21 protein-coding genes and 1 tRNA gene are annotated in these 23,754 nt (G+C 41.8%); 19 read left to right on the forward strand and 3 right to left on the reverse strand.

From position 1 onward, the window contains the following. Nucleotides 1–72 precede the first annotated feature (72 nt). Nucleotides 73–3,732, reverse strand: coding sequence for a hypothetical protein (locus HT99x_RS03525; protein ID WP_075065645.1), 3,660 nt, complete (start codon nt 3,730–3,732; stop codon nt 73–75). A gap of 281 nt (nt 3,733–4,013) precedes the next feature. Between HT99x_RS03525 and tpiA the strand changes: the two genes are divergently transcribed. The 18 genes from tpiA (at nt 4,014) to HT99x_RS03615 (ending at nt 20,899) form a co-directional block, all read left to right on the forward strand. Next, a complete protein-coding gene (gene tpiA / locus HT99x_RS03530; RefSeq protein ID WP_075065644.1) occupies nt 4,014–4,772 on the forward strand; it encodes a triose-phosphate isomerase in 759 nt (252 codons plus the stop codon). Nucleotides 4,773–4,837: 65 nt separating this feature from the next. Then, a complete protein-coding gene (gene secG / locus HT99x_RS03535; protein WP_445971430.1) occupies nt 4,838–5,086 on the forward strand; it encodes a preprotein translocase subunit SecG in 249 nt (82 codons plus the stop codon). A 33-nt stretch (nt 5,087–5,119) separates the two neighbouring features. Then, a tRNA-Leu gene (locus tag HT99x_RS03540) sits at nt 5,120–5,204 on the forward strand. Between the two features lie 118 nt (nt 5,205–5,322). Continuing rightward, a complete protein-coding gene (locus HT99x_RS03545; RefSeq protein WP_075065642.1) occupies nt 5,323–5,679 on the forward strand; it encodes an NADH-quinone oxidoreductase subunit A in 357 nt (118 codons plus the stop codon). After that, complete coding sequence (locus tag HT99x_RS03550) at nt 5,670–6,155, forward strand: NADH-quinone oxidoreductase subunit NuoB (RefSeq protein WP_075065641.1); 486 nt, start codon at nt 5,670–5,672, stop codon at nt 6,153–6,155. The genes HT99x_RS03545 and HT99x_RS03550 overlap by 10 nt, the downstream gene beginning before the upstream one ends. Next, nucleotides 6,152–6,844 (forward strand): NADH-quinone oxidoreductase subunit C, encoded by a 693-nt coding sequence (locus HT99x_RS03555; RefSeq protein ID WP_075065640.1) that lies wholly within the window; start codon nt 6,152–6,154, stop codon nt 6,842–6,844. The genes HT99x_RS03550 and HT99x_RS03555 overlap by 4 nt, the downstream gene beginning before the upstream one ends. Continuing rightward, the gene (locus HT99x_RS03560) at nt 6,837–8,090 is read left to right on the forward strand and encodes an NADH-quinone oxidoreductase subunit D (RefSeq protein ID WP_075065639.1); all 1,254 of its coding nucleotides are present in this window, start codon (nt 6,837–6,839) and stop codon (nt 8,088–8,090) included. Before HT99x_RS03555 ends, HT99x_RS03560 begins: the two co-directional genes overlap by 8 nt. Continuing rightward, nucleotides 8,090–8,599, forward strand: coding sequence for an NADH-quinone oxidoreductase subunit NuoE (gene nuoE, locus HT99x_RS03565; protein ID WP_075065638.1), 510 nt, complete (start codon nt 8,090–8,092; stop codon nt 8,597–8,599). Before HT99x_RS03560 ends, nuoE begins: the two co-directional genes overlap by 1 nt. Nucleotides 8,600–8,602: 3 nt before the next feature. Continuing rightward, nucleotides 8,603–9,880: an NADH-quinone oxidoreductase subunit NuoF gene (nuoF, locus tag HT99x_RS03570; protein WP_075065637.1), complete on the forward strand. Its 1,278-nt coding sequence runs from the start codon at nt 8,603–8,605 to the stop codon at nt 9,878–9,880. Between the two features lie 9 nt (nt 9,881–9,889). Continuing rightward, on the forward strand, nt 9,890–12,280 hold the full coding sequence (gene nuoG, locus HT99x_RS03575) for an NADH-quinone oxidoreductase subunit NuoG (RefSeq protein ID WP_075065636.1): 2,391 nt from the start codon (nt 9,890–9,892) through the stop codon (nt 12,278–12,280). A gap of 4 nt (nt 12,281–12,284) precedes the next feature. Next, nucleotides 12,285–13,310, forward strand: a complete 1,026-nt coding sequence (gene nuoH / locus HT99x_RS03580) for an NADH-quinone oxidoreductase subunit NuoH (RefSeq protein WP_075065829.1) — start codon at nt 12,285–12,287, stop codon at nt 13,308–13,310. Nucleotides 13,311–13,320: 10 nt separating this feature from the next. Next, nucleotides 13,321–13,812 carry an NADH-quinone oxidoreductase subunit NuoI gene (gene nuoI / locus HT99x_RS03585; protein WP_075065635.1) on the forward strand — a complete coding sequence of 164 codons (492 nt, stop codon included), beginning with the start codon at nt 13,321–13,323 and terminating at the stop codon, nt 13,810–13,812. A gap of 15 nt (nt 13,813–13,827) precedes the next feature. Next, on the forward strand, nt 13,828–14,445 hold the full coding sequence (locus HT99x_RS03590; RefSeq protein WP_075065634.1) for an NADH-quinone oxidoreductase subunit J: 618 nt from the start codon (nt 13,828–13,830) through the stop codon (nt 14,443–14,445). Continuing rightward, a complete protein-coding gene (nuoK, locus tag HT99x_RS03595) occupies nt 14,442–14,747 on the forward strand; it encodes an NADH-quinone oxidoreductase subunit NuoK (RefSeq protein ID WP_075065633.1) in 306 nt (101 codons plus the stop codon). The genes HT99x_RS03590 and nuoK overlap by 4 nt, the downstream gene beginning before the upstream one ends. A gap of 3 nt (nt 14,748–14,750) precedes the next feature. Next, the gene (nuoL, locus tag HT99x_RS03600; RefSeq protein WP_235528420.1) at nt 14,751–16,727 is read left to right on the forward strand and encodes an NADH-quinone oxidoreductase subunit L; all 1,977 of its coding nucleotides are present in this window, start codon (nt 14,751–14,753) and stop codon (nt 16,725–16,727) included. A gap of 9 nt (nt 16,728–16,736) precedes the next feature. Continuing rightward, nucleotides 16,737–18,299 carry an NADH-quinone oxidoreductase subunit M gene (locus HT99x_RS03605; RefSeq protein WP_075065632.1) on the forward strand — a complete coding sequence of 521 codons (1,563 nt, stop codon included), beginning with the start codon at nt 16,737–16,739 and terminating at the stop codon, nt 18,297–18,299. A 32-nt stretch (nt 18,300–18,331) separates the two neighbouring features. Next, on the forward strand, nt 18,332–19,768 hold the full coding sequence (gene nuoN, locus HT99x_RS03610) for an NADH-quinone oxidoreductase subunit NuoN (RefSeq protein WP_200957103.1): 1,437 nt from the start codon (nt 18,332–18,334) through the stop codon (nt 19,766–19,768). 123 nt (nt 19,769–19,891) lie between these two features. After that, a complete protein-coding gene (locus tag HT99x_RS03615) occupies nt 19,892–20,899 on the forward strand; it encodes a hypothetical protein (protein ID WP_075065631.1) in 1,008 nt (335 codons plus the stop codon). 252 nt (nt 20,900–21,151) lie between these two features. Here HT99x_RS03615 and HT99x_RS03620 read toward each other — a convergent pair whose 3' ends face one another. Together HT99x_RS03620 and HT99x_RS15945 are read right to left on the reverse strand one after the other, a co-directional pair. Further along, nucleotides 21,152–22,111: an HlyD family secretion protein gene (locus HT99x_RS03620; protein ID WP_075065630.1), complete on the reverse strand. Its 960-nt coding sequence runs from the start codon at nt 22,109–22,111 to the stop codon at nt 21,152–21,154. Continuing rightward, nucleotides 22,111–22,524: a DUF3302 domain-containing protein gene (locus HT99x_RS15945; RefSeq protein ID WP_075065826.1), complete on the reverse strand. Its 414-nt coding sequence runs from the start codon at nt 22,522–22,524 to the stop codon at nt 22,111–22,113. The genes HT99x_RS03620 and HT99x_RS15945 overlap by 1 nt, the downstream gene beginning before the upstream one ends. Nucleotides 22,525–22,601: 77 nt before the next feature. On the opposite strand from HT99x_RS15945, the gene cax reads away from it, so the two are divergent. Next, on the forward strand, nt 22,602–23,681 hold the full coding sequence (gene cax, locus HT99x_RS03630; protein WP_075065629.1) for a calcium/proton exchanger: 1,080 nt from the start codon (nt 22,602–22,604) through the stop codon (nt 23,679–23,681). The last annotated feature ends 73 nt before the right edge of the window (nt 23,682–23,754 follow it).

The raw sequence follows: 23,754 nt of genomic DNA on the forward strand, positions 1-23,754 counted from the left end.
ATCAAGAATGAATTATTTAATTATAAGACTTTATTTAAGTCACCAGAGGTGATCATAAGCGCAGTTTAAACGCTATAACTTTCTCAGCTGAGCTTTTGGGGCTTCTTCAGGTAAAGAACCCTTTCGCATGCCGTCGATCGCTTTTTTAACGTCTTGATTTAAATTATTGCGACCTTCATTCTCAACTCTATCTAACATCTTGTTAAATCCATCGGGTGTACGAGAAGTGGGGGTAGGGTTAGATAAGTGTTCTTTAATTTGCTTTAATATATATTGGTTTATGGGATCAGATTTGAGTTCTTTGATAAGGCTATCTAAATATTCTCCCCATTTTTGATTAAAATTCTTATCTTGTTGGGTAGGTAAAGGTGGTTTATTTTCAAGTATCTTACCTTCGCCTAAATCTTTTAATAATAGTTGGACACTAAGAGGAAACGTAATACTGGCCTGTTCGGTGACGCGTTGAATCACTTTTTGTAATGTTTCAATTTGAGTAGGATTCATATCAATGTGAGCTAGCATATAATCTTTTACCTGATTTAAAGCATACATCGCTATTTTATTTTGATCACTAGGAACGAGTCTATCATTCAGAGCAGTAATTTCGTCGGATAAACGTTTTTCCCAGCCTGCAACAAAATGACTTTTTGTTTTTTGCAATTGAAAGACATTAGCATTTGAGAGCGAAGGATCAACTTCTGGTTCTACCTTAACCTCGGTTTGATTGCCCAAAGCCGTATCTAATTGGGAGATAGATTGTTCAACGGGGGCAAGTTCAGCTTGCTTTAATTCTTGGGCTTTGGTTTGTAAGGGCTCTAATAATTCATGATGGCCTAATAATTTAGCGACTTCGATGGCAGAGCGGGGAGGTGCATTGAATAGATTTTTAAAAAAGTCACCCGGTTTACCTTTCAAGGCATCTTTTAACGCACCGAATATACCCCGTTTATAGTGAGTTGATTTTAAGCGTGGATCGCTTCCTGCTTTTAATGCCGTTTCGACTAAGTCTTTGTTGTTATTTTTTACCGCTTCATGCAATAAAGAATTGCCACCTAAATGGGTGTTATTTAACGAGTCTTTAACCGATTTCATCATATTATCGAATAGGGTATTGACCTGTGCGACATCTTTGTCGGTAATATGCTCACCTCTTAAGAGTTTATGATCAAGTTCAGTTTTAATATTTTCAATTGAGCCCGCAATGCGTTCAAATATGGCTTTAAATTCACTGTCTTTAGGATAACTTGAAGCTAAACGATTGACTGTCCTATAAAGTTCGGTCGCTCTTTGTTCAATCGGTGCCATCATTTCACGGTGATGTGTTTTTACGTCAACAAAGGCTTTTTTACCCTGTTCGTAAAGGCTGAAAGCTTTTTCAATAGTTTCAGATTTGACAGAAGGGGCATTTTGACTTGACTTTTCTAATGCGACAAGTAGTTCATCCATCATCCCATCTTCTAAACGTAAGTTGCGAAAACCAGTGGCTAAGCGTCCTTTGCGTGCAGGAGAAAAATCATCTTTTTCTTGTAACTCAAAAACTAATGATTCGACAAAAGGAAACGAAACATGGCCTAAAAATTGTTTTTTTGCTTCATTGATTCTTTGACTGAGCAATGTGTCGTATTCATGTTTTTGTTCATCTTTAGGTAAATCGAGATTAGTAGGCTTGTAATTTTCGAAGAACTCTTTTTTGACATGATCAATATAAGCATGATAAAACGGTGCAAGCGTTTGCACAATCTCAGAACGAGGTTCGGCAAAAAATTGCCTTAATTGTTCTTTTGCTTGCGGGTTCGGTGCCATGTTATTTTCAGGAGAACCGACAGCTTTTTCCACGAGAATAAAAAATTCTTTTTTCATGTCAGGATCAATGGGGAATTTTAAGTTATTAAAAATTTCTTTCACGACCCATTTGGTAAACATATCTGGATTGCGATAAACCAAGTTGACATTTTTGGTTTGATTGAAGCGTTCAACGAGTAATTTGCTGGCAAAGGCAACACGCTCATTCATGGGTATTTCGGAAAAACCTTTTGCTGTCAAAGCACTCATCCCATTTTCATCTTTTTGATCAACATGTTCTGCCATCAGTGATAGTTGTTGTTCCGCTGTTATTTCTGGTTGTTCGATGAAATCTTTCGTGAGTGGATTTTCGCTTAAGGCTTTTCGACGTTTTTCTACATCTTCCGGTTTATTGCTATCAAGATATACTTTTTTACCGGTGTTATCTAAAACGTGATCAATTGTAACCCCACAGTAAGGGTTAACGCAGACATCGGTTTGTGCAAGGTTACCTGCCAGTATGTTTTGTTCTTGAAGTTTGATGTTTAGATCATTGCAAAATGCTTGTAAATCTTCTGGTGGAAAATCGTTTTTAAAATAAACCGTAAAAAGGGCATCATTTAAAATCCGCTCACCCGAGATAATTGTGCCAATTTCAGTGCTAGCAACGACTTTAAGCCCATTTTCAATGGCGGCTTTTCTCTCATCTGGTATCTGGCTTAGCACTTGGTTGATGACGTTCTCAGTATTGGGATAAGCGGCTTTTAGGTCATCGATGGTTTTTTGGATATCGATATGAGGATCATTACTTAAAATTTGCGTTAATTTTTTAACCGCAGCTTCACGACTTTTTTGCATCGTATTATTGACATGATCAATATCAGCAACTTTATATTCACTAAGTAAGTTTGCATATTTTTCGGATTGAATGAGATTATTTATAATCTCCATCGCTTGTACAGTTTGCTGTGGGTTGACGCTGATATGCATTTTAATATCATTTTTTTCTTCTTTTTGTTCAGATTCTTGTTTGAAATGCATTACATAAAAACCCTGAGTATTGTGCTCTGGTAACATACGGCCAAATTTAGGACTATCAAACTCAGCATTACTATCCCATTGTTTATGCATTTTAAGTGCTTCATAAATAGGCATATCTTGCATTTTACTCGGATCTAATTTGTCTTTTCGAATATCACGAATAAGTTGCAAGACTTCTTCTGTTTTTGCTCTTACTTGAGGAAGATGACTATAGGAATAGACATTGGTTGATAATTTAAACTTGATTTTATTGAGTTCATCCGCTGTAATATTTTCGGTGGTGAGCAAGTGTTGACGATTTTGGTCAATGATATCGAGTTTTGCTTGGGTATCGTTCACAGAATCAATAACATCATTAACAAGCTGCGACGCTTTTTTTCTAGTAGCAATGTTAGGATCGCTAATTAATTTCGCTACCCGTTCTTGCAATGAGTGAATATCATTTTCAAGTTGTTGAACCGTCATGGTATTGGGACTCTTTTTGCGTAATTGTTCCCCTATTTGTTTTTTAAGTTCGGCTAATCTATCTAAAGCACCGTCAAGAAATGCGGTATCATCCTCTTGCTTAGCACGATCTTCTTGTTGTCGCTTTGTTTCATTTTCTTTTGCCACTTTATCTTTAGGTAATTCGCTAATTAATTTGGCAAAATTGGCTTTTTGTTGTGGGGTAGTGGGTAGGGTAGAATTTTTATGCGCATATTTAATAATCGCTTGGATTTGTTTTTTTTCTGAATGAGAGATGTTATGCAAATAATCAGAAAAGTTAACATTAAAAGGATTTCTCGTTTGAATCCCATAGATAAAAGCGCCCACAATTTCTAAGGGGGGATCCTCTAAATGATCTTCAGGGTGTAAGAGTAAATCATCCAAGTAGGCTTCTAATTCAATTTTATCATCGAGCTTTGACATAACCCACCCCATTGTCTTTATGTGCTAGTACTCGGTATTCCACACGCAATATGAATACATATATAAATTAGTTAGCTTCCAATGAAAAAAGTTGCTAGGTTCTTGAGGATTATTTACGGTGATATTCCCATGGAAATAGAAAGGGGGTTTTTATTGCGCGCTTGGGTATACGCGTTTTGGAATATAGCCAAATACCTAAAATCAAATTACTTGCACGTGCTTAAGTAACTCAGTTAATATTCACCCGCTTTTGGGTTAACAAAAAAAAATAGCAGAGCAGCATGCAAGCAAATCGCGCACGATATGTCATTGGTAACTGGAAAATGAACGGTTCGCAACAACACGTTGCTGCCTTCTTTGATCGCTTATCACAAGTTGAGTTACCTGCTACTGAAATGGTCGTGTGCCCACCCAGCATTTATTTATCTCAAGCAGCACAGATATTAAAGCCTTCGTCTCAGATAAAATTAGGCGCCCAAGATGTGAGCGCTCACCCCCCAGGTGCATATACAGGCCAGATTTCTGCCAGCATGTTAATAGAGCAAGGGTGCCGTTATGCGATTGTGGGGCATTCTGAGCGTCGTGAATATAACAAAGAAACTGATGCTGACGTCGCTGCAAAATTTCTAGCAGCGAAGCTTGCTGGGCTTACCCCGATTTTATGCGTTGGTGAAACGCATGCACAACGACTTGCAGAGCAAACAGACAAGGTTGTTGTTAGTCAATTAAATTCTATACTGTCGCACCATGGTGCAGATGTTTTTGAAGGTGCCTTACTTGCTTATGAGCCTATTTGGGCTATTGGAACAGGCTTAACGGCAACTCCAGAGCAAGCCCAAGCGGTTCATCACTTGCTTCGAGAGACTATCGGCGGGTATGATTCGTCGGTTGCAGCACGATTGCCCATTTTGTATGGTGGCAGCGTTAAAGCATCTAATGCTGCAGCTTTATTTAGTATGCCTGATATCGATGGCGCATTAGTTGGTGGCGCATCGTTGCAAGCAGAAGAATTTTTGGCAATTTGTGAGTCGAATAAATAATTATGTATGAGATAGTTCTAGTATTCCACGTTATCGTCGCTCTACTGTTGATTGGGTTAATCCTGATGCAACAAGGCAAAGGGGCACAAGCGGGAGCTGCTTTTGGCAGTGGTGCTTCTCAAACCGTTTTTGGTAGCCAAGGCTCGGGCGGTTTTTTAAGCCGTGCAACAGGCACCTTAGCAGCGATCTTTTTCGTGTTAAATTTATTTTTAGCTTTCTGGATTAATAAAACACATCGACCAACAACGGTTGTTGCACCGTCTGAAAAGGCGGCACCTGCTGTGCCCAGCACAGAAGGAGATATTCCAGAGTAATAAAGACTCTCTCCATTTATGGAGAGAGACTATGCCGAAGTGGTGAAATTGGTAGACACACTATCTTGAGGGGGTAGCGGCGCAAGCCATGCCGGTTCGAGTCCGGCCTTCGGCACCATCATTTTGATTACACTCGAAACAGTTTGAATTTAGGCAAATCTCTGTTGTAGTTCTTCACAGAGGCTTGTAGCATCTACCATTGGACTCAATTTATTCATGGGTAAGGATTCTAAAAAGTGTTAGAAAATTACCTTCCAGTTCTCATCTTTATGGGGTTGGCGCTAGGTCTAGGCACAGTATTGATTGCTCTTGGGGCACTCATTTCACCTAGGAAACCAAATGACGAAAAGCTCTCGCAATATGAATGCGGATTTGAGCCATTTGAAAATGCACGATTAAAATTCGATGTGCGTTTTTATCTTATTGCTATCCTTTTTATTATTTTTGATCTTGAAGTGGCTTTCTTGTTTCCCTGGGCTGTTATTTTCAAAGATCTCACCTGGACACCGATTATTGCGATGGGGATCTTCTTAGGTCTTCTATTAGTTGGTTTTATCTACGAATGGAAAAAAGGAGCACTGGAATGGGAATAGCAGGCGCTCTGAAACAAGGCTTTGTGACGACATCGCTAGATAAATTAATTAATTGGGCAAGAACTGGCTCTATGTGGCCAATGACATTTGGCCTTGCTTGCTGTGCCGTAGAGATGATGCATGCAGGCGCATCCCGTTACGATCTCGATCGTTTCGGCATTGTTTTTAGACCTTCTCCTAGACAAAGCGATGTGATGATTGTAGCAGGCACGCTTTGTAACAAAATGGCTCCCGCTTTACGAAAAGTTTACGATCAAATGCCTGAACCCCGTTGGGTTATTTCCATGGGTTCTTGTGCGAATGGCGGCGGGTATTATCATTATTCGTTCTCTGTTGTACGCGGTTGTGACCGAATTGTCCCAGTAGATGTTTATGTCCCAGGCTGTCCGCCCACGGCAGAAGCGTTGCTGTATGGTATTTTACAGCTGCAAAATAAAATCCGTCGTACCAATACGATTGCAAGGGAAAAAGTATGAGCAACCTTTCCCACTTAGCAGAAACACTCCCTGGTGTTTTAGGTTCCTTATTAGAAAGCATCACACTTGATCGCGGCGAACTGACCATTGAAGTCAAACCAGCCGATATTTTAAAAGTCTGTGAGATTCTGCGCACGCATGCAGAATGCCGTTTTGAAATGTTAATGGATTTGTGTGGCGTTGATTACCTTTATTATGGCGTGAGTGAATGGGAAACCACCAGCGCGACCGCAAAAGGGTTTGAACGTGCAGTGCGTCCTATTTCGCAAAGTGTACCCAATAGCCAGTGGAAAAAACCACGTTTTGCCGTTGTTTATCATTTATTATCTATTGCCCTTAATCATCGTTTGCGAGTCAAAGCCTTTGTGCCCGATGACAAACCCCTGATTGATTCTGTGGTCGGTATTTGGGCAGGCGCAAATTGGTATGAACGAGAAGCGTTCGATTTGTATGGCATTTTGTTTAATCGTCATCCGGATTTAAGACGTCTGTTAACCGATTATGGTTTTATTGGTCATCCGTTCAGAAAAGATTTTCCTTTATCAGGTAACGTTGAAGTTCGCTATGACGCCAAAGAACAGCGCGTTATTTATGAACCCGTTGATATTGTTCCACGCACCTTGGTCCCTAAAGTGATTCGTAAGAGCTTCGATGAGAGTGAAGACCCACAAGGGGGTGCGCATGTCTGAAATTAAAAACTACACAATGAATTTTGGTCCGCAGCATCCTGCAGCGCATGGTGTATTGCGACTTATTTTGGAACTAGATGGTGAAGTGATCCAGCGTGCGGATCCGCATGTTGGTTTGTTACATCGTGCCACCGAGAAGCTGGCAGAAAATAAACCCTATAACCAAAGCATCGGTTATATGGATCGTTTAGATTATGTATCAATGATGTGTAATGAACATGGTTATGTTCTTGCTATTGAAAAATTATTAGGTGTCACCCCACCAGCACGTGCGCTTTATATTCGCACGATGTTTGACGAAATTACTCGCATTTTAAACCATCTGATGTGGTTAGGGGCGCATGCGCTAGATATTGGCGCAATGACCGTATTCTTATATGCGTTTCGTGAACGTGAAGATCTCATGGATTGCTATGAAGCCGTGAGTGGCGCCAGAATGCATGCAACCTATTATCGACCTGGCGGCGTTTATCGTGATTTGCCTAATCAAATGCCCAAATACAAACCTTCTATGTGGCATTCCGAAAAAGCGGTTAAGAAATTAAATGAAGACCGCGAAGGCTCTTTACTGGATTTCATTTGGGCCTTTACTGAAAGATTTCCAAAGTGTGTCGATGATTATGAAACCTTATTAACCGATAACCGTATTTGGAAACAGCGTACGGTTGGCATCGGCGTTGTCTCCCCTGAACGTGCTATGCAGCTTGGTTTTAGTGGAGCCATGTTAAGAGGTTCCGGTATTGCCTGGGATCTTCGCAAAAAACAACCTTACGCGGCTTATGCCAATGTTGATTTTGATATTCCCATTGGTAAAGAAGGCGATTGTTACGATCGTTACTGTGTGCGTATTGAAGAAATGCGCCAGTCAAATCGTATTATCCGCCAATGCATTGAATGGTTAAGAGCGAATCCGGGCCCGGTGATTATTGATGATCATAAAATCATCCCACCTAGCCGTGAAGAAATGAAAGAAGGGATGGAATCGCTTATTCACCATTTTAAATTATTCACAGAAGGCTACTGTGTTCCTGCTGGTGAAGCTTATGCAGCGATTGAGCATCCTAAAGGTGAATTTGGTGTTTATTTAGTCTCGGATGGTGCGAACAAACCTTACCGAGTTAAAGTCCGTGCTGCAGGATTCCCACACTTGGCTTCCATTGAAGAAATGGCAAAAGGACACATGATTGCTGACGTCGTTGCTATTATCGGAACCCAAGATATCGTATTTGGGGAGATTGATCGTTAATGAGTGAAATAATGCAAACAGTGGCATCGCCTGCGACTTTGTCACAAAAAACCCGCAATCAAATTGATGAGTGGTTAAAAAAATATCCACCTGAGCAACGTCAAGCTGGCGTGATTGCTGCTTTGACGATGGTGCAAGATGAGAACGGTGGTTATCTGACCGTTGAATTAATGGATGCAGTTGCTGCTTACTTAGGTATGCCAAAAATTGCCGTGTATGAAGTTGCTACTTTTTACAGCATGTTTGAACTCAAACCGGTTGGAAAACATAAAATTTGCGTGTGCACCAACATTTCTTGCATGTTAAAAGGTTCCGATGACATTGTGGAATATCTGCAAGCAAAACTGGGCATTAAATTAGGCGAAACCACGCAAGATGGTAAATTCACATTGAAGTATGTTGAATGCTTAGCCGCTTGTGGGGGAGCCCCTATGATGCAGATTGGGCGTGAATATCATGAGAATTTAACGCCTGAAAAAATTGACAAAATCTTAGCATCGTTGGAGTAACCAATGACAGCCAAAACGAACCAAATCTGTTTTCGTACTTTATCGCATGCTAAACCTTGGTCTTTAGAAGCGTATTTAAGTGTGGGTGGCTACCAAGTCTGGCAGAAAATTTTAAAAGAAAAGACACCACCTGAAAATATTATTGCAGAGCTTAAAACCTCTGTCTTACGGGGACGCGGAGGCGCAGGCTTCCCAACAGGCTTGAAATGGAGCTTTGTACCCCATAGTAAGCCCGGTCAAAAATATGTGGTTTGTAATTCCGATGAAGGTGAACCCGGTACGTTTAAAGATCGTGACATTTTACGCTTTAATCCACATCAATTAATCGAAGGTATGGCGATTGCAGGCTACGTTATGGGAGCTACCGTCGGGTACAACTATATTCGTGGTGAATTCCATGAGCCTTTTGATCGCGTTGAACAAGCACTCAAAGAAGCCCATGAACAAGGCTTTTTAGGTAAAAACATCTTAGGCTCTGGCGTTGATTTTGAGTTACACAACGTCTTAGGTGCTGGCGCGTATATCTGTGGTGAAGAAACCGCATTGATGGAGTCTTTAGAAGGTAAAAAAGGACAACCCCGCTTTAAACCACCATTCCCAGCCAATTTTGGTGTTTTTGGTAAACCAACCACGATTAATAATACAGAGAGTTTTGCTTCTGTACCGGTTATTTTACAAAACGGCGGCCAATGGTTTTTAGAATTAGGCTTGCCCAATAACGGTGGTTGCAAAATCTTTTGTGTCTCGGGCCATGTCAATAAACCCGGCAATTATGAAATTCCATTAGGGACGCCATTTAGCGAATTATTAGCGATGGCAGGTGGCATGAAAGATAACCGTAAGTTAAAAGCCGTTATCCCAGGTGGTTCTTCCGTCCCGGTTTTACCTGGCGATATCATGATGCAAGTGAATATGGATTATGACTCCATTTCCAAAGCAGGTTCCATGTTAGGCAGTGGCGCTGTCATTGTGATGGATGAAACCACTTGCATGGTAAAAATGTTAGCCAGAATTTCTGAATTTTACTTTGAAGAATCTTGTGGCCAATGCACGCCTTGCCGCGAAGGCACAGGTTGGTTAGCGCGTATTTTGCATCGCATTATGCACGGCGAAGGCACGTCGCGTGATCTGGCAGTGTTAGATGATGTTGCCGACAAAATTATGGGACGCACCATTTGTGCATTAGGGGATGCAGCAGCAATGCCTGTTCGTAGCTTCTTAAAGCATTATCGCAATGAATTTGAATATATGATCGAACATAAAAAGTCGATGGTAGCATAGGAGAGATCGATGGCATTCATCGAAATTGATGGCAAAAAAATTGAGGTACGGCCCGGTCAGATGATCATCGAAGCGGCCGATGAGCTTGGTATCGCGATTCCGCGTTTTTGCTACCATAAGAAATTATCGATTGCTGCTAACTGCCGTATGTGTTTGGTTGATGTTGCCAATGCTCCCAAGCCGTTGCCAGCTTGCGCAACGCCTGTTGCTGATGGCATGAAAGTGTTGACCAAATCACCACGTGCGGTTGATGCACAAAAAGCTGTGATGGAATTCTTGCTGATTAATCACCCCTTAGATTGCCCTATTTGCGATCAAGGTGGTCAATGTGAATTGCAAGATGTGGCTTTAGAATACGGTAAAGATACCTCACGCTATGAAGAAGGTAAGCGTGTGGTTAAAGATAAAGATATCGGTCCCTTGATTAGCACGGAGATGACTCGCTGCATTCAATGCACACGTTGTGTGCGATTTGGCGAGGAAGTTGCCGGTGTGCGCGAACTTGGTGCAACGGGCCGTGGCGAATTTATGGAAATTGGCACCTACGTGCAAAGCACCGTTAATTCTGAACTCTCAGGAAACGTTATCGATTTATGTCCCGTTGGTGCATTAACGTCAAAACCATTTCGTTTTGAAGCAAGGGCTTGGGAATTAAAAGCGAATCCAAGCATTTCGATGCATGATTGTGTCGGCTCTAATCTTTTCTTTCATACCTTGCGTAGTAAAGTCATCAGAACATTGCCGCGAGAGCAGGAAGCCTTAAATGAAGTATGGCTTTCCGATCGTGATCGTTTCAGCTATGAAGGCCTTAACCATGCCGATCGTTTAGAGAATCCTCTGATCAAAAGAAATGGTCAGTGGGAAGAAACCGATTGGCTTAGTGCTTTAGGTTTTGTGTCCGAAAAATGTCAGAAGACCGAAGCGGAACAAATCGGCGTATTGGCTTCACCTAATAGCACGGTTGAAGAATTCTATTTATTACAAAAATTATTCCGTGGCAAAGGGTGTCAAAATATTGATCACCGTTTACGTCAAACGGATTTTCGTCATCAATCGATGGTAGGTAGTTATCCTCAATTAGGCATTTCATTAGCCGATTTAGAGTCGCAACAATCTATTATTTTAATTGGTTGCGATATTCATAAAGAACAGCCAATCGTTGGGCATCGTGTGCGAAAAGCCACGTTACATGGCGGCCAGGTTTATACCATCAGTGCGTGGCAAGCAGATCATCATTTTACCGTTAGCTATGCATGGCAGGGTGAGAAAGGCGATCTGATTCAGCCGCTGCTTCAAGTATTAAAAGCAGTTTATGACAATGCAGCAAGTGATAAGCAAGCGCTGGTACCAAGCGAAGTCAAAGCGTTAATTGAACGCATTTCGCCAAATGAAGCTTCTATGCGTGCTGCCAAAGCAATAATTGAAACACAAAAAGTCAGTGTGTTGCTTGGACAGTTTGCACTCAATCATCCACAAGCAGCGACTATTCACTGGTTATCGCGTTTAATGGCCCAACTCGTGCAAGGCACTTGGGGTGAAATGAGCAATGGTGCCAATAGTGCTGGTGGTTGGCTTGCAGGTGCATTGCCTCATCGTTTGCCGTTTGGCATTAAAGCGGTAAGTGAAGGTTTAGATGCCGTGCAAATGTTGCAACAACCACGTAAAACCTACTTCCTGTTAAATTGTGAACCTGAATACGATTTAGCGATGCCGCACCTTGCTGTCAAAGCATTAAAACAAGCGCAAACCGTTGTGGTGCTAAGCGCTTTTGATAATCCACTTTATCGAGAATATGCGGATGTTATCTTACCTGTCACGCCAATATCAGAAATGGCAGGTACCTATATAAACGCATTGGGAGAGTGGCAATCTTTTAAAGCTGCGACAACCCCGTTGGGGCAAAGTCGTCCAGCATGGAAGGTCTTACGCGTTTTAGGTAACTTAATGCATGTGCCTGATTTCAATTATGAAACCATAGAAGAAATTGGCCAAGAGCTACATACCTTAGCCAGCCAGGCAAAATTGCCAGAAGAGAATGTATTAGCAATGCCTTATCCAGCTGTGCAATCTCAAGCCGTTAATGGTTTGGTGCGATTAGCATTTACGTCGCTTTATGCAGTTGATGGTGTTGCGCGTCGAGCCAATGCATTGCAAGAAACGCAAGATGCAAAATCTTCTCGTTTTGTTCGATTACATCCAAGTGATGCTAAGCAACGTAACTTGCGAGAAGGTCAACGTATTATCGTCAGTGAAAATAACCAACGTTCACAGCCATTAACACTGCAGCTAGATGAAGGAATTCCATTAGGCGCAGCTTGGGTTGCAAGTGGTATTCCTGAAACACACGTCTTGGGAACAACACTTGGCAACATTGAGATCTTGCCGTGCGAGGGCCAGTAGCATGATCATTGAGTGGTTAACCATTTTAATCACCATTTTGCTGAAAAGTGTCGTGATTATAGTGCCATTGATTCTTGCGGTGGCCTATCTGACTTATTTTGAGCGTAAGGTGATTGGCTATATTCAAGTACGAATTGGACCTAATCGGGTTGGGCCATTTGGCTTATTCCAGCCATTTGCCGATGTGGGCAAGTTGTTGCTCAAAGAAATCATTATGCCAACGAAATCAAACAAGTTTTTGTATATCGTTGCGCCAATTTTGGCTTTTGCTCCTTCACTTGCTGCTTGGTCCATTGTGCCATTTGCAGAAGGTTGGTCACTTGCCAATATTAATGCAGGCCTATTGTTTTTATTGGCCATGACCTCACTTGGCGTTTATGGCGTGATCATTGCGGGTTGGGCCTCCAATTCAAAATATGCTTTTTTAGGTGCACTTCGCTCTGCTGCACAAGTGGTTTCATATGAAATTGCGATGGGATTTGCCTTAGTTGGCGTCTTGATGGCAGCAGGTAGTATGAATTTGAGCGATATCGTCAATGCACAAAAAGGCGGATTGCTTAGCTGGTATTGGTTACCCTTGCTACCTCTATTTGTTGTTTATTGGATCTCTGCTGTGGCAGAAACCAATCGTGCCCCATTTGACGTCGCAGAAGGGGAATCAGAAATCGTTGCAGGATTCCACGTAGAATATGCCGGTATGACTTTTGCCATTTTCTTCTTAGCAGAGTATGCCAACATGATTTTACTTTCGGTGGTTGCTGCTTTGATGTTTATGGGGGGCTGGTTATCACCCTTTGAAGGAATACCTTTCATTCAAGACAAATTGATGTGGGTACCTGGGATTGTTTGGTTAGGGCTAAAAGTCTCATTCTTCCTTTTCTTATATTTGTGGTTCCGAGCGACATTCCCAAGGTATCGGTATGATCAAATCATGCGCTTAGGCTGGAAGATATTCATTCCCGTTACCTTTTTCTGGATTGTGGTAGAAGCATTGGCCATCAAGGGCCACGTTGGTCCTTGGTTTACATAGAGAGCATAGTATGTTTCGAAAAGTGATACACACATTTAAAAGTTTTATGCTATGGGAGCTTCTTGCAGGGTTAAGGCTCACGGGTAAATATTTATTTGCTCGGAAAATTACCGTTCAATACCCTGAAGAAGAAACCCCTCGTTCTGTTCGATTCCGCGGGATCCATGCTCTGCGGCGTTATCCCAATGGAGAAGAGCGCTGCATTGCTTGTAAGTTATGTGAGGCAGTCTGTCCTGCGTTAGCGATTACCATTGACTCCGCTGAGCGAGAAGATGGCACCCGTCGTACAACCCGTTACGAAATTGATTTATTCAAATGTATCTATTGTGGATTCTGTGAAGAATCTTGCCCTGTCGATTCGATTGTCGAAACCGACTTCTCTAATTACGCCTTTTTAGAACGTGGCGAAAATATTTTAGATAAACAAAAATTGCTCGCTATTGGTGATCAATATGAAGAACGCATTGCAGCTTATCGTGCTGAAGATGCACCGTATCGGTAGAGGCAAATTATAACCATGACAATTACAATTCAGCAGTTGGTATTTTTAGCGTTCTCTGTGATGGCCATTGTTAGCGCTATCATGGTTGTTGCTTCGAAAAACCCGGTGAAAGCCGTGTTGTTCTTAGTGTTTACCTTTTTCTGTACCGCAGGTCTTTGGATGTTGCTGGAATCAGAATTTTTAAGCATTGTGTTGGTCCTTGTTTATGTTGGGGCCGTGATGGTGTTATTCCTATTCGTTGTCATGATGCTTGATGTTGAAACAGATAATAAACAACCGTTTGTGAAACATTGGCCTATTGGGCTCTTGATTGCCGCGATTATGATAGGTGTCATGAGCATGGTGGTGGGCGCGCAACATTTTGGCTTAGAACAAATACCCATGCCAGAAGCATTTGCCAAAGATTATAGCCACGTTAAAGCATTAGCTTCTCTGCTTTATTCCAATTATTTATTGCCCTTTGAAATTGCCGGTATCATCTTATTAGTTGCCATGATTGCCGCTATTGGTCTGACTTTCCGTGGCCCACGCGATTCCAAAACGCAAAAAGTAAATTTACAAACGCAGGTTACCAAACAACAGCGTTTAACCATCGTTAAAATGCCGGTAGTTAAGGGAGAACCTCAAGCATGATTGGTTTGAATATATACCTTACTTTTGCAGCCATCTTATTTAGCATTGGCGTAGCAGGCATTTACATCAACCGTAAGAATGTGATCTTACTGTTGATGTGTGTTGAATTAATTTTGTTGGCAGTGAATACCAACTTTGTTGCCTTTTCGAGTTTCTTACGAAACCAAGTAGGGGAAGTTTTTGTATTCTTTATTTTAACCGTAGCTGCTGCAGAGGCTGCCATTGGGCTGGCGATATTGGTTGTCCTATTTCGCAGTCGCAAAACAATTAATGTTGAAGAGCTGGATCTACTGAAGGGGTAAGTTGTGCAACACCATATTTTAACTGAATGTTTAATTGTGGTTTTTTCGCCGCTGCTTGCTGCCATCATAGCAGGGTTAGGTAAAAAACTTGTTGGTCGCGCTGGCGCCCACTCGATCACCATCATTGCGGTAGCGGTCAGCTTTTTCACCTCACTGCTGATTGCCAAGCAAATGCTCTTAGACAAAAGTCTGCCAATGCAATTGGATATGACCCTTTACACGTGGGCAGCGATTGAACCGCTTCGTTTTCAAGTCGGTTTCTTGCTGGATTCACTCACGGTTTTAATGATGTGTGTGGTCACGTTTGTTTCATGGATGGTGCATATCTATACCATTGGTTATATGCATGAAGATCCAGGCTACCAACGATTCTTTAGCTACATTTCACTCTTTACGTTTGCGATGTTAATGCTGGTCATGTCCAACAATTTCCTTCAGCTCTTTTTTGGTTGGGAAGCGGTAGGGCTTGTGTCTTATCTGTTGATTGGTTTTTGGTTTAAACGTGAGTCCGCGATTTTCGCGAACCTGAAAGCTTTCTTAGTCAACCGCGTGGGTGACTTTGGTTTCTTATTAGGCATTTCGGCAGTGTTGATGGTATTTGGTACCTTGGATTATCTGCCCGTCTTCCAAAAAGCGCCCGGCGTAGCTGCCGCTAACCCCATGATTGAAATCATTGCGGGCCATGAATGGTCTGCCTTCACGGTGATTGGCATCTTATTATTCATTGGCGCCATGGGTAAATCGGCTCAAGTGCCGCTTCATGTTTGGTTGCCAGATTCCATGGAAGGCCCAACACCCATTTCTGCACTCATCCATGCTGCAACCATGGTAACAGCAGGGGTATTTATGGTGGCTCGCATGTCACCGCTATTTGAATACTCCGATACAGCACTCGCATTCATCATGACCATTGGTGCTGCAACTTGCTTCTTAATGGGCTTAGTTGGCATTGTGCAAAACGATATTAAACGTGTGGTTGCTTATTCCACGTTGTCACAATTAGGTTACATGGTGACAGCATTAGGGGTTTCCGCTTATGCCGCAGGTATTTTCCACTTAATGACCCACGCATTCTTTAAAGCATTGCTGTTCTTAGGAGCAGGATCTGTCATCATTGCGATGCATCATGAGCAAGATATTCGTCAGATGGGTGGTTTACGTAAATACATGCCCATTACTTATATCACCATGTTACTCGGTTCTTTGGCACTCATTGGCTTCCCCTTCTTTTCGGGTTTTTACTCCAAAGATACGATTATCGAAGCGGTTCATTTGAGTAACTTGCCAGGAGCTAATATTGCTTACTGGTTAATATTAGGCAGTGTCTTTGTGACGGCTTTGTACTCTTTCAGAATGTTTTTCTTAGTGTTCCACACCAAAGAACGCATGGATGAGCACACCCGTTCACACTTACATGAATCACCCATGGTGGTCTGGTTGCCATTGGTCTTGTTAGCCATTCCTTCGGTTGTTATTGGTGCTTGGTTTATGGGCCCCGTGTTCGGCGATTTCTTCAATGGCGTTATTTATGTCTTGCCTGAGCATGGTGTCATGAAAACCTTAGCAGAAGAATTTCATGGACCCGTTGCCATGGCATTACATGGTTTTACAGCAACGCCATTTTATCTTGCTATCGCTGGGGTTGTGGTTGCTTATGTGTTTTATGTTTTGAAGCCATCATTAGCAGAGACTGTCCGCAAGATATTTTCACCGCTTTATACCGTATTGGTTAACAAATATGGTTTTGATGCTTTCAATCAAACCGTCATTGCGGGTGGAACTCGTGGTATCGGACGGCTTTTCTGGCATGTGGGAGATGAAAAATTGATTGATGGGCTCATCGTCAATGGTTCAGCTAAGACAGTTGGTTTTTCTGCCAAAGTATTGCGCCATCTGCAATCCGGTTATGTTTATCATTATGCATTTGCAATGATTACCGGATTACTCGCGCTTACTTTATGGCTTATGGTTAGAGGATAAGGGGCTTCTGTGCAATTCGCTTTACCATTACTTAGCACGTTAGTTTGGTTACCCATTGTTGGTGGCCTGCTGATATTTGCCTTAGGCGGTCAAAAAAATCCAAGACTGGCTCGTTGGATGGCATTACTGATTTCTCTGGTTTGCCTAGGGCTTTGTGTGCCTTTATGGCAAGGGTTTGATGCGCAAGCGGTTGGTTTTCAATTTGTTGAGCATAAAGCTTGGTTCCCCTGGTTAAACATCAACTACGATTTAGGGGTTGATGGCTTTGCCATGCCTTTAATCATCTTGACCTGTTTGTTTACCCCATTGGTGATCATTTCTGCATGGGAAGTGATTGAACAAAAAGTCGCACTCTATATGGTGTCCTTTTTAATGATGCAAGGACTCATGTGCGGTGTATTTGCTGCTATGGATGCTATTTTATTTTATGTGTTCTGGGAAGCGATGCTGGTACCGATGTTTTTAATCATTGGGATCTGGGGTGGTCCAAATCGAATTTATGCGACCATTAAATTCTTCTTATATACCTTTTTAGGATCGGTGTTTCTCCTGGTTGCTTTGATTTATCTGTACTGGCAAACCAAAACCACCGGAACGCCTGGCTTTGCGATTTCAGCGTTTGCTGATTTATCGCTGCCATTGTTATCACAAAAATGGATCTTAGTTGCCTTCTTATTAGCCTTTGCCGTGAAAATCCCCATGGTGCCTGTACATACTTGGTTACCGGATGCTCACGTAGAAGCACCTACCGGCGGTTCGGTGGTGCTGGCTGCCATCATGTTGAAAATGGGTGGATATGGCTTCTTACGTTTCATGTTACCCATCGTGCCCGATGCTAGCCGTGAGTGGCAGTGGTTGATTATTGGCGCTTCATTGGTTGCTGTGGTTTACATTGGTTTAGTTGCCATCGTGCAAAAAGATATGAAAAAGCTCATTGCTTATTCATCGATTGCACATATGGGCTTTGTAACACTCGGTATATTCATTTCGTTTGCGCTGCTTAATCAAGATGCCTTATCGACCGCAGCGATGGGTATTAATGGCGCTTATGTACAGATGATTTCACATGGCTTTATTTCTGGCGCGTTGTTCTTATGCGTTGGGGTGTTATATGACCGTGTGCATTCTCGCCAGATCGCCGATTACGGCGGCGTGGTCAATACCATGCCACTCTTTGCCAGCTTCTTTGTTTTGTTTGCAATGGCAAATTCAGGGCTACCGGGTACTTCAGGTTTTGTGGGTGAATTCTTTGTTATCTTAGCGGCATTCCACGCAGAGCCCTTATATGCGTTTCTTGCTGCTTTAACTTTAATACTGGGCGCAGCTTACACGTTGTGGATGATCAAAAGAGTCGTTTTTGGTGAAGTTTCTAATCAACATGTGGCGCAGCTTACCGATCTAAACGGACGTGAAGCGACGGTTTTAACCGTGTTAGCGTTTTTAGTTTTGTTATTTGGTATTTGGCCAGAGCCTTTAGTGGAAGTAACGCAAACAACGACGAAAGCGCTATTGGCGCAGATAAGCCAACCGAAATATGCGCTCTATGCGGATTTAAATACCGCATTTAATTAAATATATAAACGCTTTGAACGAAGAGGTTAAAAGTGGAAGATTTATGGGTCATCATGCCAGAGATTGTGTTAGCAAGCATGGCGTGTATTGGATTAATTCTGGATCTATTCTTATCGAAGAAAAACCGGGTTATCACCTATTTATATAGTCAATTGACACTTGTTGTGACGGCAGTGGCTTGTTGGCACTTTACCGTGTACGGCTCAACCACAACGGCATTTTCGGGGCAGTTTGTTGCTGATCCCTTTGCGCAGATTAGCAAACTAGTCATTTTGATAATGATGTTTTTGATTTTCACTTATTCACGCGCTTATACGCGTGATCGCAACATTGCTTTTGGTGAATTTCACTCATTATCATTGTTTTGTACGCTAGGCATGATGTTTTTAGTCTCTGCTAACAGCTTGTTAATGATTTATTTAGGGTTGGAATTGCTGTCTCTTCCTTTGTATGCCTTAGTGGCAATGCAAAAGGATTCACGTAACGCAGTTGAAGCCGGGATGAAATATTTCATCTTAGGTGCCTTAGCTTCGGGTTTAATGCTCTACGGGATGTCACTGTTGTTTGGCTTATCGGGAAGCATTCAACTGAATGACATTGCGACCTGGGTGCATGGCGCACAAGGTGGTCAATTACAGGTTAGCTTATTTGCACTTATCTTTATCATTGTGGGTGTGGCATTTAAGTTAGGTGCTGTTCCTTTCCATATGTGGGTTCCCGATGTTTATCAAGGTGCTCCGACGAGTGTGACCTTAATGGTTGGCTCTGCACCGAAAGTTGCCGCTTTTGGTATGGCTTATCGATTATTACACGATGCATTGCCTGGTTTATCAGCAGAGTGGACCCAAATTTTGATGGTGTTAGCGGTATTATCGCTGGCGATTGGTAATATCCTTGCAATTGCTCAAAGCAATATTAAGCGTCTTTTTGCTTATTCAACCATTGCGCATGTTGGGTTTTTATTTTTAGGTTTATTGGTTGCTCCCATCGTTGGTTATGGTCCAGCAATGTACTACATTGTGACCTATGCGCTAGTGGCGGCTGCCGGCTTTGGTATATTGCTTATGTTAAGCCAAGGCTATGAAGCTGAGCGCTTAGAAGATTTGAAAGGGTTGGCCAGCAAAAATCCTTGGTTAGCATTCATGATGTTATTGGTGGCTTTCTCATTGGCCGGCGTTCCACCAACGGTTGGTTTTTATGCCAAATTTATGGTCTTAAATGCCTTGGTAGATGCAGGAATGACTTGGCTTGCTGCACTGGCTGTGGTTTTCTCGGTCATTGGCGCTTACTACTACTTAAAAATTGTCCGTGTCATGTACTTTGAGCAGCCTGAAAATGCGATTGCCCCTGTTGCAAGCGTTGATATGCGAATCATATTATCAGTCAATGGTTTAGCCATTTTAGGTTTTGGGTTATTCCCTGCACCTTTATTTATGATCTGCCAAAACATCTTTTCCTCCGGTCTTTAAATTTGCAAAGGGGTCAATACCTGGCCCCTTTTAAAACTTCCTGTAAAAATGTTCATAATTGACATCAGCAAATGACTGCTTCAATGTCATAGCCTCTCTTTCAATGCGTAAAAGGAGTGTGCGATGAGCGAGATTGTTACCACATTTGAAAGTTACATTAAAAAATTAGAAAATTTCCAGAATAATGATAAATTAAAACAAAATGAAATAGATTTAGCATTATTAGAAGATATTCTACTGCATTTAAAAAAAGCTATTAAAGATAAGAATGATGATTGGCAAATAGCTTATAGCGATCTTATTGATGTTCAGTACAAGTGCGTTCCTTTTCCTAACAATGCCAAGCTATCCAGAATTGCTTATGATGAACTAGTCAGGTTTTGTGATAAACACACACAAATGCGTAAAGAACTTTCACATCAAGTTTTAAACTACATCTTGTATGTGCAATACCCGGCGTATCAAATTCAACCATTTCACCCTAATATGATTGAATTGCTCGCCACTATTTTTGGCAAGGATTTTCAATCGCATATTTATGCTAATACATTCGCAACATTGCTCGATGAAATTGTAAAATCTAATTTGTTATCTAATATAGAATTAAGAAATTGGGTGCTTTTTCATAAACGCGTTGGAGTTGCAGATTGGCATGAAAGTGTAAGCCAAGTATTATCACATATTCCTAAAAAGCACTTTAACTATCACGATGCACAATTGACTGCGATTGACAGAGAACGCTTAACCCGACGAAATGAATATAAGAAAAAACTTTCTCGATTGACGCAATCTATGCCAGTGTTGCCAGTCAAAGTCTCAATATTACCGAACGAAGAATCTCTGGCCCATGAAGAGTCATTGCCAGAAATTCAGATTATAAAATGTAAATCAGTACCCCTGTTATTTAGACAAACTAAAAAACAAAAGCCTTTATTTTTACAACCTGATCAACCGACGGTATCAGGCTCTCGAGCGATTTCTGAAGAGGATAGTCTAAGCGAGCTTTCCAGGGGTGTAATGCAGGTTAGCATTCAAGAAGAATATCCACAGGAAAGTCGAGATCTCTCTCGGGATAGTATTCTTGAAGGTGAGCGAGAATCTCGATTCGCTAGGAAAAAATCGACGTTTTAAAGGGAACCGCTGCCTACTTTCCTCGGTCAAGCCCTGAGATATCTCCAGAAACATTTTGAATTTTTCCTGCGCCCCTACGGGGCTTGAGAGAGGGGGGATGGGCTAATATTCTACGCGGCTACGCCGCTAACAAATAAACATCAACAGCTCCATCGGGGCGCAGGAGAATAGCCCCACGTAAGATTGATTTGCACAGCGAAGCAATCGAAGCGTGGGGTTGCAGCAAATAGGGCGGGCCTACGAGTAAATTGATTAATGAATCGGAAATAAATAATTCATCCATGCCGCCATTCTGATTAACACCTTTCGTATGATAGATAAGTGTTTAGCATGTTGCGTATAAATTGCAGCTTGCCCGTAAGAACCGCCCGGTAAGGCATTACGATATTTTTCAAACGCGGGATCGGTGATTTCAATTCGCACAGCAACACGCCCCGGATCTTTGGCTTTTTTGGAATCAATCAACTCGCCATTAGGAGAAATTTGACCCTCTGCTAATACATTAAAGACATATTTGACATTACCTGTGAAAATGGTTCCTGGAATACCATCAAAAATCACTTCTGCTTTATCGCCAGGTTTTAAGCGCAACAGGCTATTTTGCCTAAACCAACCAATAAAATGTTTTGATTCTATCGGAACAAAAATCATCAAAGGACGAAGGGGCATCGCGACAGCGCGCATGCCGGGACGCACTGCAACTTGCGTCACAAAACCCACACTGGGTGCTTTAATCGTGGTTTGTGATAATTCATAATTTGCGATAGCAAGATCGGCTGTGAGTTGATCTTTACGAGAATGAGCAACTTCAAGTTCTCGTTCAGGCAATGCTTTTTTAGCGACTAATTCAACCGCGCGATCAAGATCAGATTGAGCCATTTTTAGCTGCGCTTTGAGTGAATCACATTTATGTTTAAAAGGTTCAGGATCGATTTTAAGTAATGTTTCACCCGCTTTTAATGGTGCATTGATTTTAACGGGCACTTCGATGACTTGACCATTTACATTGGGAATGATAGGCGTTGTGACAAAGTATTCAAGGCTCATTTCAGAATAAGGATGATTATAATTCATGCCAAAAATCAACGCACCGACAATGACGACACCACCTAATACCGCGGTAGGAACGGTCCATTTATTGAGTGGGATCCGAAAAATTTTAAAAATAAAAATACAGATGGCGGTGTAGGTGAGTATCAATAAGAGATCCATTAGGGCACTTCCTTATTGCCTTTTGCTTCGATGGCTTCAATTCTGGCACGTAAAGTTTCAATAAGAGAGGATAAAGAAGCCTTGTGGTTCTTATCTTCAGAGGCCATGGTTTTGAGTTCAGTTTGCATTTGAATAATCAGGGCTTGTAGTTTTTCAATATCCGCTTTTTCTTCCGATTCTTGTACAAATCCCCACCCTCTATCGGGTCGATATAAAGTGGCCCAAATCCATAAAAATGGCCATATCACATGTAACGTAAATAAACTAATCCAACCTGCCACATGAATAGCATCTTGTTGTGGATGTTGACGAGACTTAGCGATTTCATAAGGAATATCATGAATAGCGATGATTCCGTAGAATATCACGATGGCTACAAATATAAGCAGTATGAGTGCAAAATAATCCAGCATTTCTCTGCCTTCCATGGCTATATTAATGATTGTAGCCGATATCTTCATTCGAGATTGCCAATCTAAAGGGGAAGTAAATGAAATCTTTACTCAAACCAACGTTGAATTGGTTATTACCCTTTATTCCTATCGCCGTGCTGTTAGAGCATGGCTACCCTGAAAAACATACGTTTATTTTTTTGTCAGCTTGTGTTGCCATTATTCCACTTGCAGCGTTATTAGGCCGCGCAACCGAAGGGCTGGCAGCACGGATTGGAGAGGCTTGGGGGGGCATATTGAATGCAACCTTTGGTAATGCGGCAGAATTAATTATCAGTATTGTTGCCTTGCATGCAGGTCAAATCCAAATTGTGAAAGCATCATTGATTGGCTCCTTAATTGGTAATGTTTTACTCGTATTGGGCGCTTCATTTTTAGCCGGTGGTTTAAAATATCCGATACAGAAATTTAATCTACAAGGGGCTAAATCACAGTCGATTGATTTTAGTATTGCAGCCATAGCCTTAATTATTCCGGCTGCTTTTTTTGGTTTGGGTAAAGAATGGATGACAGCAGAGACGGTTAATCAACTGAGTGTCGTTATTTCAGTCATTTTGATTACGGTTTATTTTTTATCGATGTTTTTTACGCTTTATACGCACCGTTCATTCTTTTCAAGTGTGCATCACGAAAATACAGAAGAAAAACATGCGGTATGGAGCTTAAAGCTTTCGATATTCTTTTTAATCTTATCTGCTGCTTTGATTGCTTGGATGAGTGAAATTCTCGTCGGTTCCGTCACGCAGGCGGCAACGGCGATGGGAATGTCTCAAGTCTTTGTTGGGGTTATTATTGTGGCTGTGGTTGGGAATGCGGCAGAGCATAGCACGGCCATTGTGATGGCATTAAAGAACCGCCTAGATTTAAGCTTAGTCATTGCGATTGGTAGTGGGATACAAATCGCGCTTTTTGTGACCCCTTTATTGGTTATATTAAGCTTTTTGTTACCGCTAGGAAAAATGGACCTTATTTTTGGTAAGGGTGAAATATTGGTTGTGGTGCTTGCCTCCTATATTTTAAACCAAATTACCGAGATCGGAGAGTCGACTTGGTATAAGGGAATACAGTTACTTACTGTGTATTCGATAATGGCGGTTGCATTTTACTTATTCAAATAGTGACCTAAGGCGCCAATCAAAAGGTAGTCAATTAGCTATGTGATCTAAAAAAAGTTGTCTTTAAAGTAAAGAC

Origin of the sequence: Candidatus Berkiella aquae, assembly GCF_001431295.2 — a bacterium.
Lineage (GTDB): Bacteria > Pseudomonadota > Gammaproteobacteria > Berkiellales > Berkiellaceae > Berkiella > Berkiella aquae.